Raw genomic sequence first — 13,512 nt, 5'->3', positions numbered from 1 at the left:
ATTTCAGGAGAAATAGCGTTATTATTTTTGGTTTTTTAAACGTTCTGTTAAGCCATGTATCAGTAAATTATAAATAATTAACTTGGTGTTAGCAGTGTAAAACAACATTTTTTCATGATTAGGGACAGATTTATGAAACGTAAGCTTTTACCCTTAAGTTTGTCAATTTGTTTGTTAGTGGCTTCTGCGTGGGGATATGCCAATGATTTACCCGCGTTAGGGCAGGGTAAAGCCACTCATCAAAGTGGTGTACATAGTGCGGTGAATAGTGTTTTTATGGGAGGTATTGCCGTTAATGGGGGAATACCATCGCAGTCTATCACGCAAAAACTAGCTGACCCTGTTGATATTCAAGGTAATATCATGGTTGACCCTGCGGATGTGGGAAAGACAGTAGATATTATCGTTTATGCCAAGTTTAAATTAGAGCCAACGGGTGATGCGTATTATTTCATGTTACGCAAATTACCCGAAGGTGGTTTTGATATTCCCTTATGGAATCATAAGGTAGAGAGTCTTGCCGCATTTGATACGGTGACATTAGGCGAAACGCAGACCGTTTCTTTATATAAAGGTAATTTTGTTGCAACAGGGTTGTTAGATGTTTATTTCGGTTATTTAACGACCGCAGAGGATGGGAGTAAGACATTAGTCACTAATCCAGAGCCGATTGCAATACGGATTAACGCAAATGAAGCACCACCAAGTCCCAGTGGGGATTTTTTAGCCAGTTATAATTTTCGTCCAAATCCCAATGGGTATGGATTTGAAAATTATGGGAATGATGATAAATCCGCCATGGATTTAACTGCTGAGGATATGATTGCATTATTTGGGCGCGATAAAGTTTGTCGTGCTACAACAGGCGATTGCGTTCTGAATGCGACTGCACAGGAATGGGTGGAGAAGCAAATTAAGGGCATGGATGGTGGTCATTGTGAAGGGATGGCTGTTACCAGTTTAAGAATATTGCAAGGATTAGATTTCAAAGGTAAAAAATTACCGACTGATTTTCAAGCGGGTGCAAATGCGACGTATGAGTTAAATAAAGAGAGTGTTCGTAATTACATTGCTTACTATTTTGTAACTCAATATTTTTCTGAAGTGACCGCCGCAACTATTCGCAATAAGCCGTCTGTGGTTTTAGATACCTTAATTGATGGCATGAGAAATAACATGTTGTATAGCGTTGGTTTTTATCAACCTGAGTATAAAGCAGGTCATGCGGTAACGCCTTACGCAGTTCAACAAAAGAGTGATAGTGAGTTTTGGATTTATGTCTATGACAATAATTATCCGAATGATAATAATCGGGTGATTAAAGTTGATAAGGTAGCGGATACATGGGTGTATGAAGGCGGGGCAACAATTCCCGGTGAGCCTGTTTCTGAATATCGGGGTAATGCCACAACGTTAACGCTAGAGCTGACACCACAATCGGCGCGTGAAGGCATGTTTAAATGCCCGTTTTGCGCAGACAGTGCCGATAGCAATGTACGCGCTGCCACTGACCCGAAAATGTTAGAAGTCGCAATGACTGGGGCAGGTTCGTTGATGGTGCAGTTAGCGGATAATCGTCGCGTGGGTTATGACCCTTTGTCAGGACAGTTTGTGAATGAAATTGAACAGGCACAAAAAGTGAATATAAAAGGGGGATTAGGCGAAAATATTCCACCACGGATTTCTATCCCATATCCGACAGATAATCAACCTATTCTTATCTTTATCACGGGCAAAGAAGCGCAAGAAGAATCTTTAACTGATGTTGTTGTGACTGCGCCGAGCTTTGTTGTTGGGTTTGAAGGTATTTACTTAGACCCTGATGAGGTCTTGATGATTAGTTTGCGCCCTGATGGCAAAGAATTAAGTTTCCTTGCCAGTGCAGACGGTGAAACGCCTGATATGTTCATGTCATTTGACCCTGAAAACACAGCGAATGCGGGTTATATGTTTGATGTAGGCGGTATTAGTTTGGATGCAGGAAAGACAGTGACATTTACCTTAGACAATGGCGCGTTATTAGTCCGTGATGATGATGGCAATACCGATGCTTACGATATTGATATTACTCGTATTGATAATAATGGCAAACAGACGTTTAAGAAAGAAGATGTTGCCGTGTCTGCTAATGCTGTCGCTCGTATTCGTTTTGAAGATTGGACAGGCGACAGTGGGAATATTACCTTGCAATTGGATGAAGAAGCTGATGGTTTTGAGGATGATACCGTCATACCGCTGAATTAACGTTTTATCCTATTTGTGATTCTTTTAAAACTCATAGCCTTTTTTATGCCATTGCGCACAGGCTATGAGTTTTTATCTTACATTTAAGGGGGTTAATCCACTTAAATGGAATAAGGCAAAAATAACATTATAAGATGAAATTAGTACCACTGATGAAAAACAAGGAGGAATTTTAAATGCGTTTTTTATATTTATGTTTACTTTTACTGACTTTACCTGTCAGTGCTGTAGAAATTACCTCAAATGATGTCTATGGTGAAATTTATAAAATTTCACAAGATATTCAATTGCTAAAATCACATTTTAACATCACGCAAACAACCAAAATGCCTGATGTGCAAGTCAGCTTATCTCCACGTCATGTTTGGCAAAAGACTTACCAAATCATGGTTAAAATTGATACCTTGAGAGAAATTAATGGCTTGCCACCGCTAAATGTCGCGTCACGAGAACCCGAAGAAAACACTTCCCCGCTGGTGGTTTATGCACAAACTAAACGCCTTGCAACAGAAATTGACTTATTAAAACGCTATTTTGGTGTTAAAGGTGTTTCCCCCTTGCCCCCTTCATTTGCGAACAAAACAACAACGGATAATTATAAGTTTTTAAACCAATTATCTTATGAAATGGATTTAATCACGGGAACATCTTTTAATACACAACAAGTCTTTGCTGAAGCGATGCGTATTCATGACGATATTAGTTTTATTCTCGAAAAATTTGAATTACAAGATAAAACCATGCCACCACTCTTAAACAGTGATGCCAGTATCCTGCAAACCTTTCGCGCTATACAAACGCTACTAAAAGAAATACAACGCATACAAACCCGTTTAGGCTTAGATAAAATACAAAATAGTGATTATATTTATGATGCAAAATCAGCTAGTCACATTACAGAGACTGAGCTTTTTGGTAGTCTAGGGATTATTTTGGCAGAACTACAACCAATCAAAGCCCGTTTAGGACTCACCCACTTAGTGACACCAGTGGCAAAACGTTATAAAGATAAAAATACCGCCGATATTTTAAAAATTGTACAATGGAATATTAATCGCTTGAAATCTGTCGCGTTTTAACAACTCTAAAAATAGACTTAACCCACATCAAAGGACATTAAAGATGATGAAATATATTCGTTATCTCACGCGATTGAGCATAGATCGCAAACTCGGCGCGTTACTACTGGTTATTACCATACTGCCATTTTTACTTATTGGTTCATATGGATATATCGTTTCTGCTAATGCGATTACTGATAAAATCGTCGCAGCCAGTGAACAAGATGTGAAAAACACAAGCGTCAGTCTAGTGAATTATTTAAATAACATTCCTAATGATATTCGTTTTTTATCAAATTCTTACGCGCTAGATCGTTATTTTCAATGGCGTAGTATCAATGAGCCTTACAAACAAGCCGAATGGGAAAAAAATATCCGTCACTTGTTATATTCTTTTTTAGAGAGTTCATCGTATTACACTCATGTACAACTGCTAGATGCAACTGGTTTTGAATTGATTAGTGTCGAAAAAAATCAAGAAACGGGAGAAACTCGTTTAGCGGTTAATAATGAGTTAAAAAGTCACAACGCAGAACCCTACTTTCAACGTGCGATTAAATTAAAAGCAAAAGAAATTTACCTGAATAAATTATCAATAGATGATTATGATAAAAAAGATGAATCACTTAGCTATGCTACCCCTGTGATAGATAATAATGGCATCTTACACGGGGTTGTCGTGTTGCAATTAAAAATGCAATTTCTAGCCAATGTCTTACAAGAAAACAATCCTGAGTATGATTATATCCTGCTGAATAAACGCGGAAATTATCTGTATCACTCTGGTGATAATGTCATTGATAATTATCAAATCTTTGCAAAAGACTATCCCCAATTGTTTCAACAAATGTTGGAAAAAAACGAAGGAAAATTAGTTGATGACCTATTCATCAGTAGTTTTACCAATGTCGCCCCCTTGCCTGATCAGCGTGATGATTATTGGTTTTTAGTGAAAAAAATGGATAAAGGCATGGTTTTAGAAGACCTGACCACCTTTAAAAAATTAGTATTTGGTGCGGCAACTCTGATTTTAATCATTGTTATTATCATTGCGAATTTTGTCACCCGTCGCCCGCTCAATGCCTTGCTACAAGTTAATCAACAGATGAAATTATTGGCGATAGGACAAATTCCCACCAAAAATATCGACTATCAATCAGCTGATGAATTAGGCGAGTTAGTAGAATCTGCACAACAGTTGAAAAACAGTATTAAAACGGTGATTACTCGCACAAAAGCTATTGCCAGCGGGGATTATTCCGTAGAAATTGAGTTGTTATCTGAGCAAGACCAATTAGGAAGTGCTTTAAGAGAAATGACGACGTATTTACGTAGCGCGAAGCAACAAGACGAGGCGCAAAACTGGCTGAAATCTGGGCAAATGTCTTTAAGCCAAGCGGTCAGTGGCGAACAGGATATTTTAAAACTCTCTGAAAATATTATTAATTTCCTAACGCCTTATGTTAATGCACAAGTTGGCGCGATTTACATTTATGAAGAGAGTACACAAACACTGAAATTATTAGCAAGTCATGCCTTCGTTTGGCGTAAAAACGCGGATAACGTCTTTAAATTGGGCGAGGGAATTGTTGGACAAGCTGCCCTTGAGCGGAAATCCTTCGTTATTACTAACGCGCCGAATGATTACGTTGTGATACAAAGCGGTTTAGGGGGGGGAATACCACAACATTTATTAGTGTGTCCTTTCATCTACGAAACAGAATTGTTAGGTGTAATTGAATTGGCTTCTTTTGGTGAATTTACACCGTTGCATATTGAATTTATTAATCAAATTATGCCAAATATTGCCGTTGCAACCACAACAGCAGAATCACGGACAAAGATGCAACAATTGCTATTGCAAAGTCGTACACAAGAGGAACAGTTAAAGACCCAAAATGAAGAATTACAAAGCCAATCAGAAGAGTTGCAAACGCAACAGGAAGAATTGCGTCAAACCAATGAAGAGCTGGAAATTCGAGCACGTGAATTAGAAGTTCAAAAAGAAGAAATTCGTAAGAAAAATCTTGCAATGGAGAAAGCCCAAGCCGCGATTGAAGCGAAAGCACAAGAGTTAGAACTGGCTAGTAAATACAAGTCTGAATTCCTAGCGAATATGTCGCATGAATTACGTACCCCATTAAATAGCTTGCTGATTCTTTCTAATCTACTCATTGAAAATCCACAAGGCAATTTAACCCAGCAACAAGTTGATTATGCGAAGACCATCAATAGTGCAGGGGCTGATTTGTTGAATTTAATCAATGAAATTTTGGACTTATCCAAAGTGGAAGCGGGCAAGATTGAAGCCCATCCTGAAGAAATCGCATTGCGTGAGTTGATAGAATCAAATCGCTTGAAATTCCAGCATATTGCTGAACAAAAAGGCTTAGTATTCAATATTGATTTGATTGAACCTTTACCCGATACAATCGTTACAGATACTCACCGTTTAAAACAGATTATCAATAACTTACTGGCAAATGCTTTTAAATTTACCTTAGAAGGCGGTGTCACCTTATCTGTGAGTCGTCCAGCCGCTTCAGAAATTTTAGAACGCTTAAATCTAACGGCGAGTAAAGCCATTGCCATCAGCGTGACCGATACAGGTATCGGTATTCCTAAAGATAAACAAGCAATTGTCTTTGAAGCCTTTCAACAAGCAGATGGAACAACAAGCCGTCGTTTTGGCGGAACAGGATTAGGGCTTTCCATTTCTCGGCAATTATCTCGTTTATTAGGGGGAGAAATCAGCCTACGCAGTGAAGAAGGGAAAGGCAGTTGCTTTATGCTGTATTTGCCCGAACGTTTAGACATTAAATCTAATAATTCACCCACTTCTTCGACAACTGCAATGCTTTCGTCTCCGCCAGTATTGACCTTAGCGCATAGTAAAACAGGTAATTTATCAGGCGATAATGGCTCAGGCATTCATAGTATGGATAAGTTATTATCTTCAACGAAATCAACAGATACAAGTGAATCGTCCAAACTATCGCCAAAATTAGATAGTAATGTGTTGGTTGATGACCGTAACGATTTAAAACCCAATGATAAATTTATTCTTATCATTGAAGATGACCAAAAATTCTTAAAAATTCTCATGGACTTAGCCCGCGAGAAAGATTTTAAATGTTTGATTGCAGAAGATGGGAAAGATGGTTTAGAACTGGCACAAACTTACAAGCCCAATGCAATTATTTTGGATGTGGGTTTACCGAAAGTGGATGGCTGGACAGTGATGGAACGCTTGAAAGAAAATCCTGATACTCGTCATATTCCTGTGCATTTCATGTCAGGTGCAGACCAAGAACGCGAAGCCAAGAAAATGGGCGCAATTGGGTATTTATTAAAACCCATCAGCTTGAGCGAATTAGGCGAAGCTTTTAAGAAAATCGAACGGTTTATTGATAAAACCTTAAAGAATCTGCTTGTTGTGGTCGATAGTCAAAATCGTCAACATGAAATTCAGCAATTGGTTAGCGGTAGCGACGTACAATCTTTGTTTATCAGTGGCTTATCTGATGCACAAGAAACTTTATTAAACAGTCGTTTTGATTGTTTGATTTTAGATATTGATGTTGAACGTGGGCAAGGTATGCAATTATTGGAGTTTTTGCATAATACTGAACGACTTTCACAAATTCCCGTGATTTTGTACACCACTCGTGAATTGACTGCTAATGAAGAAGTCGCATTGCGTCGTTATGAGGATAATTTAACGGTGAAAACCGTCAGTTCTCCTGAACGGTTATTAGACGAAACCACCTTATTCTTGCATCAAATCGAGGCGAAATTGCCTGATGAAAAGCGGAAAATGTTGCGATTAGTTCATGATAAAGAGGCTATTTTAGCCAACAAAAAAGTGCTGATTGTTGATGATGATGTGCGCAATACCTTTGCGTTGACAACTGTGTTAGAAAACAAAAATATGCAGGTGTTAGTCAGTGAAAACGGTAAGGAGGCATTGAATTTATTGAATGAAAATCCTGATATTTCTATGATTTTAATGGATGTCATGATGCCTGAAATGGATGGTTATGAAGCGATGCGTGCCATTCGTTCACAATTGCGTTTCCGTAAATTACCGATTATTGCGTTAACCGCAAAAGCCATGAAGGGCGATAAAGCCAAGTGTATCGAAGCAGGGGCGAATGATTATTTAACCAAGCCTGTTGATACAGATAAGTTGTTGTCTTTAATGCGAGTTTGGTTGTATCGTTAATTGTTTGAATGGCATCAAAAAACAATAAAAAAGGGTTAGTAAGCTGTAGATAGCTACTAGCCCTTTATGTTTGGTGTGTTTGTTTGAGACGTATAGTAAACGTATCATAAAGTAATTTAAATTTAACCTGAGTTCGGCGAGTTTCTTTTAAAAAGACAACAGTTTGTCTGAATCAGGATTTTCAGGATTAAAAGATTGTCTGAATCAGAATTTTCAGAATTAACAGAATTAAAAAGACAAGAAAATTAAAAGAATAAAAAATTATGTTTTTAATTGTTTTTAATTCTGCTAATTCTGAAAATTCTGATTCAGACAAAAAAAGACCTGCGAGATTTTCAAAACCTAGCAGGTCTCTGTTTTATTTTATAAATATCGCCGAACTCAAGTTAATTTAAATTTAGGACTGCCAGTCCTTCGTACCGTTTTATAGTGCGTTTACTATATCTATGGCAAAATGCGATTTGTTTTTATTTTGTAGGGGTATTTTGGGTATGAAAATTGGGGTTTTTGGGTTGTTTTTACTTCTTTTTTTTACGCCTGTGGGTTTCGCTAATCCTGTGCAGGGTGCGCATATTGAAGTGGCGTTAATCTCAGAAGTAACGACTGTTAAAGCGGGCGAGCCGTTTACCGTTGCATTGCGTTTACAGCCTGAGACTCATTGGCATACCTATTGGCGTAATGCTGGCGATTCAGGGATGCCGCCCCGTGTCCAATGGCAAACGCCAGAGGGTGTGAAAATAGGGGAGTTTCAATGGGCATATCCTGAGCGTGTGCCTTTTGCGCATTTGATGAATTTTGGGTATAGCGGGGAGAGTTTTTTATTAGCGCAGGTGACTACGCCCGCAGATTACGCTTTGTCTGAATTGCATTTACAAGCGAATGCGCGTTGGTTAGTGTGTGAAAAGGTGTGCATTCCTGGTGAGGCGGTCTTAAATTTAACGTTACCCGTCACGCATGAACCCGCTGTGATTGATAAAAAATGGCAGTCTGCATTTGCAAAAACACGGGCGCAATTGCCCATAGTGGTTGATTGGCAAGCACAATTTCAGTTTGTCGATAATCATTTAGTCTTAAAAATTCAAAATGATAGTTTAAATCCTACTATCCAATCATTGGCTTTTTTTCCCATTGAAAAAGATTTAATCCATAATGCCGCCCCGCAAGCTTTTGTGCAGGAGGCGAATATTTTATTTTTACGAATTCCACAACATGCTTTTTTTAAAACAGCTCCTGCCGTTTTAACAGGGGTGTTAGTTATTACGCGAGCTGGAAAAACAGATAGTTACGAAATAACTGCAAAACCTGATTCAGTATTATTACCCGCAACATTTTTACAAGCGCAGCGTATTGGACAAGTTGCCGATAATTCCGCGACAATAAACGTAACAACAGAAGTTACTTCTTTTTTCAATCTGTTATTAATGTTAGGGTTTGCCATATTAGGCGGTATTATTTTGAATTTAATGCCTTGCGTTTTCCCTATTTTGGCTTTAAAAGCGGTCAGTCTTGCAGAATCACAGGGCTTATCTGTTGAGCGACAACGCTGGCATGGGGTGATTTATACGGTTGGGGTGGGCTGTAGTTTTTTACTGATTGCGGGCTTGTTATTAGGCTTACGCATGGGGGGGGCAAGTATCGGCTGGGGATTTCAATTGCAGTCGCCGTTATTTGTGGCGATATTGACTTATCTTTTTTTTGCAATGGCATTGAGTTTGTCGGGCGTGGTTAGCTTTGGCACGCGCTTGATGGGGATTGGTGACTCTCTCGCAACACAGCAAGGATATCGTGGGTCATTCTTTACGGGAATGTTAGCCGTTATTGTTGCAAGTCCTTGTTCTGCACCGTTTATGGGAACTGCGATTGGGTTTGCCTTGTTGCAACCGACAGGGATAGCTTTGTTGGTCTTTTTGGCATTAGGCATGGGAATGGCACTGCCTTTTTTACTCTTAACGCTATTTCCACAATGGGCGCGTTTTTTACCCCGTGCGGGCGCGTGGATGAATACGTTTAAGCAGTTTATGGCGTTTCCCTTGTATTTAACGGTTGTTTGGTTGTTGTGGATTTTAGGACGACAAACCAATGTAAACGGCATGGCAATTGTATTAATCGGGCTGGTTTTGTTGGCATTTGCCTTATGGGTTTGGGGACATAATCCACATGTTCGCCCTTATTGGCAGTGGTTGCATCGCAGTTTAAGCCTGTGTGCAATGGGGTTGGCAATTGCTTTATTAAATAGTTCGTTATTAACACCGATGACGACAGCAACGGCTATCCGCGTAGATAGTGCGGAGCAACGTTTAATATCAGCATATAGTGCGGAAAAGTTGGCGCAATTACGCACAGAAGGCAAAGCTGTTTTTGTGAATTTAACCGCAGATTGGTGTATCACTTGTTTGGTGAATGAACAGGTTGCTTTAGAAACACCTGTTGTACAACAAGCCTTTATTGATAAAAAAATTCATTATTTAAAAGGTGATTGGACAAATGTAAATCCTGAAATTACTGCGTTGCTCACCCAATTTAAGCGTAGCGGTGTCCCGTTATACTTATATTATGCAGTTAATGCCTCAGAGCCTGTTGTATTACCTCAGTTATTAACACCAACCCTGATTTTAGATGTGCTTAATACGCCCTAAGGAGCTGATTTTATGAATCATAAAATGCGTGCTATTACGATTGATAATTTTGGTGGACGAGAACAGTTAAAACTCATTGATTTACCAAAGCCTGAAGCAGGTGATGGCGAGGTTTTAATTCAAGTAAAAGCTGCCGGTGTGAATCCTGTTGATTGGAAAATTCGGGAAGGTTGGTTAAAGGAGTTTATTCCGCATCACTTTCCACTGATTTTAGGCTGGGAAATGGCAGGCGTAGTGGTGGAACAAGGTTATAGTGCGCGACGGTTTCAAGTGGGTGATGAAGTGTATGCGTATTGTCGCCGTCCTGTTGTTTATCGTGGGACTTATGCAGAATATGTCAGCTTGCCTGAAAGTTATTTAAGTTATCGTCCTCAGTGCCTGAGTTTTGAAGAGTCTGCGGGCGTGCCATTAGCGGCGTTAACCGCTTATCAAGCAATTTATAGTACTGCCCATTTACAGGCAGGACAAATATTATTAGTGCTGGGGGCTTCTGGTGGCGTGGGCTCTTTTGCAGTGCAATATGGCAAATTAGCAGGGGCGCAAGTGATTGGTGTTGCCAGTGGCAGACATCGTGCTTATTTAAAGCAGTTAGGTATTGAACAGGTCATTGATTATACAGAAACACCTGATTTTCAAGCTGAATTACGAAAATTAGCCCCACATGGCGCGGATGTTGTCTTTGATTGCGTTGGTAAAGATGCCTTATATAAAGGGCAGGCTTGCGTTAAAGCAGGTGGAAAATTGATTTCTATTGTAGAACAACTGGCGGAAGAACAAGATTATCCGTTTAGTTTTCATTATGTCTTTGTTGAACCAAATGTGTTACAACTAGACCATATTTGCCAATTATTTGAAAATGGGATATTGCAAATACATATCGATGCGGTTTATCCCTTTGCAGATGTTGCAAAAGCGCATGAAATCTCTGAATTATTGCATACACGCGGAAAAATTATTCTTAAGCCGTAATTAGGTATAATCTTTGCGGGTTATCGTGAAATTGGCAAAAATACGCAAAAGTTGACCGATTTTGTCGTTTTTTAGCCATGTATGACAGTTAATTGTCATATATGAAAGCTATGCTTTACAAAAGTTTATTATTGTTATCTAATCTTTTTTGTAAAGAAAATAAAAGATAGAAAATTAGGTGCTGTGCTATGAAAAAACGACATCATGCAACATATGCAACCAGTTTAATCTCTGTCATGGTATTACTAGGCGTATCATTGACAACAAGCTGTTTAGCAAAAGAAATTTATCGCTATACAGATTCAAAAGGGTTGGTACATTTCACCGATGTCCCACCAAAACGCAATGCGTCACAAACCGCAAAAATGAAAGCCACAAAGACAAGCGCGAGTGGTAAATCATTTCGTATTTATAAGTATGTTGATTCTACAGGAATCGTACATTTAACCGACGCGCCTAAAAATGATAATTATGAGCTGATTTATGAAGGACCTAACAATATTCAGTCTTTATATTACAATCAATTAGGAGTTTCTTATACGCCTCAAACAGTTATTGCGCGTTATCAGAATTATAAAGACCTTGTGAACCAAATCGCAGCACAAACACAGTTAGAACCTGAGTTATTACATGCGGTCATTCATGCCGAATCGGCTTATAACCCGAAGGCAGTTTCCCCAAAAGGAGCTGTAGGGTTAATGCAGTTAATGCCTGCAACAGCCGCCCGTTATGGGGTAACAGACCGTACTGACCCTGCTGATAATATGGCAGGCGGTGCGCGGTATTTAAAAGATTTGTTAGAAATGTTTCAGTATAACAAACGATTAGCCATTGCTGCCTATAATGCAGGAGAGGGCGCGGTGATGAAATATGGTAATCAAATTCCGCCTTATAAAGAGACACAAGGCTATGTCGTGCGTGTGTTAGAGTTGTATAACGCTTATCGAAATATGTAGTTTTTCTCTCTGTTCATCATAAAAAAACGCATAATACTTGAAATATCAGGGTTATGTGTTTTTTTATCGTCTGCTGTTTTTCCTGTTTTGTTTTTCTCCCTTTTATCCATTTACAACCTGAGTTTTGCAAGATTTATAAAATAAAACAGAGACCTGCTAGGTTTTGAAAATCTAGCAGGTCTTTTTTTGTCTGAATCAGAATTCACAGAATTCACAGAATTTTCAGAATTAGCAGAATTAAAAAGCGTGATTCGCATTAATTTCTTGGTTTAAGGGTTTTAAATCCTGTTAATCCTGAAAATCCTGATTCAGACAAATGCTGGTCTTTTTAAAAAATCTCGCCGAACTCAGGTTACTTATTCAGTTTTTTTCTGTTCGTTGTGCTCATGTATCACGGGCTTTTTATCGCCGTCATGCTTGGGCTTGTCTTCTTTCTTCTCGCCGTCGTGTTTATGCACGTCTTTCTTTTCAGCATCATGTATCATGGGCTTTTTATCGCCGTCATGCTTGGGCTTGTCTTCTTTCTTCTCGCCGTCGTGTTTATGCATGTCCTTCTTTTCACTATCATGCATCATGGGCTTTTTATCGCCGTCATGTTTGGGCTTGTCTTCTTTCTTCTCGCTGTCGTGTTTATGCATGTCCTTCTTTTCACTATCATGCATCATGGGCTTTTTATCGCCGTCATGCTTATGCATTTCTTCCATAGGCTTTTTATCGCCCTCTGGTTTTGTTGTCTCTTCTGCAAGCACGCTCATGCCATATCCTAAACCAATCATTAACGCCATTGCTAAGTGTGTTCTTTTCATCTAAGTTGCTCACTGTATAAATTGCTTGTGGGTTATAAAACACTTGAATGTTTTCAAGCTGTTTTTATATATCACGTGTGCTATTGACAGAGTCCGCGTGCTAAATCAGCTTGTATATCCGTTACTTCTTCTAAACCGACGGAAATTCTCAATAATCCTTCTGTAATATTGGCAGCCTCACGTTGTTCTGGGCTAATTCGTCCATGTGTTGTACTGGCTGGATGTGTGATAGTGGTTTTTGTATCGCCAAGATTTGCCGTAATAGAAATTAAACGGGTATTATCAATCACTCTCCACGCGACTTCTCGCCCGCCATGAACTTCAAAAGAAACTAAGCCTCCAAACGCACTTTGTTGACGTTTTGCTAATTCGTGTTGTGGATGGGACGGTAATCCAGGGTAATAAACTTTTTTTACCTGTGGTTGTGCTTCTAACCATTGCGCAAGTGCCAACCCATTTGCACTATGGGCTTTCATCCGTAAATTAAGTGTTTCTAAACCTTTTAAAAATACCCATGCATTAAAAGGACTTAAGCTAGTTCCACCTGAGCGAAGCACGCCGTAAACATCACCACCGAGCAAGGCTTCCGAGCCAACAATCGCGCCACCAATACAA

Annotated in this window: 8 protein-coding genes; 6 read left to right on the top strand and 2 right to left on the bottom strand. The window is 39.2% G+C overall.

Annotation, left to right across the window (positions count from 1 at the left end; genetic code table 11):
* Positions 1-132 precede the first annotated feature (132 nt).
* From BEGALDRAFT_RS06645 to BEGALDRAFT_RS06620, 6 genes are all read left to right on the top strand, one after another.
* A complete protein-coding gene (locus tag BEGALDRAFT_RS06645) occupies positions 133-2,244 on the top strand; it encodes a hypothetical protein (RefSeq protein ID WP_002684999.1) in 2,112 nt (703 codons plus the stop codon).
* Positions 2,245-2,420: 176 nt separating this feature from the next.
* The gene (locus tag BEGALDRAFT_RS06640; protein ID WP_002684998.1) at positions 2,421-3,323 is read left to right on the top strand and encodes a hypothetical protein; all 903 of its coding nucleotides are present in this window, start codon (positions 2,421-2,423) and stop codon (positions 3,321-3,323) included.
* A 43-nt stretch (positions 3,324-3,366) separates the two neighbouring features.
* Positions 3,367-7,530, top strand: coding sequence for a response regulator (locus BEGALDRAFT_RS06635; RefSeq protein ID WP_002684997.1), 4,164 nt, complete (start codon positions 3,367-3,369; stop codon positions 7,528-7,530).
* A gap of 491 nt (positions 7,531-8,021) precedes the next feature.
* Positions 8,022-10,166: a protein-disulfide reductase DsbD family protein gene (locus BEGALDRAFT_RS06630; protein ID WP_002684996.1), complete on the top strand. Its 2,145-nt coding sequence runs from the start codon at positions 8,022-8,024 to the stop codon at positions 10,164-10,166.
* A 12-nt stretch (positions 10,167-10,178) separates the two neighbouring features.
* The gene (locus tag BEGALDRAFT_RS06625) at positions 10,179-11,135 is read left to right on the top strand and encodes an NADP-dependent oxidoreductase (RefSeq protein ID WP_002684995.1); all 957 of its coding nucleotides are present in this window, start codon (positions 10,179-10,181) and stop codon (positions 11,133-11,135) included.
* A gap of 188 nt (positions 11,136-11,323) precedes the next feature.
* Complete coding sequence (locus BEGALDRAFT_RS06620) at positions 11,324-12,091, top strand: lytic transglycosylase domain-containing protein (protein ID WP_002684990.1); 768 nt, start codon at positions 11,324-11,326, stop codon at positions 12,089-12,091.
* 356 nt (positions 12,092-12,447) lie between these two features.
* Here BEGALDRAFT_RS06620 and BEGALDRAFT_RS06615 read toward each other — a convergent pair whose 3' ends face one another.
* The gene (locus tag BEGALDRAFT_RS06615; RefSeq protein WP_040294892.1) at positions 12,448-12,897 is read right to left on the bottom strand and encodes a hypothetical protein; all 450 of its coding nucleotides are present in this window, start codon (positions 12,895-12,897) and stop codon (positions 12,448-12,450) included.
* Between the two features lie 80 nt (positions 12,898-12,977).
* The coding region (locus BEGALDRAFT_RS06610) for a PLP-dependent transferase (RefSeq protein ID WP_002684994.1) at positions 12,978-13,512 on the bottom strand (535 nt) is incomplete at its 5' end.

The sequence above is a fragment of the Beggiatoa alba B18LD genome (genome assembly GCF_000245015.1).
GTDB lineage: Bacteria > Pseudomonadota > Gammaproteobacteria > Beggiatoales > Beggiatoaceae > Beggiatoa > Beggiatoa alba.
The sequence above is the reverse complement of the archived record's forward strand: the minus strand, read 5'-3'. Positions and strand labels throughout refer to the sequence as shown.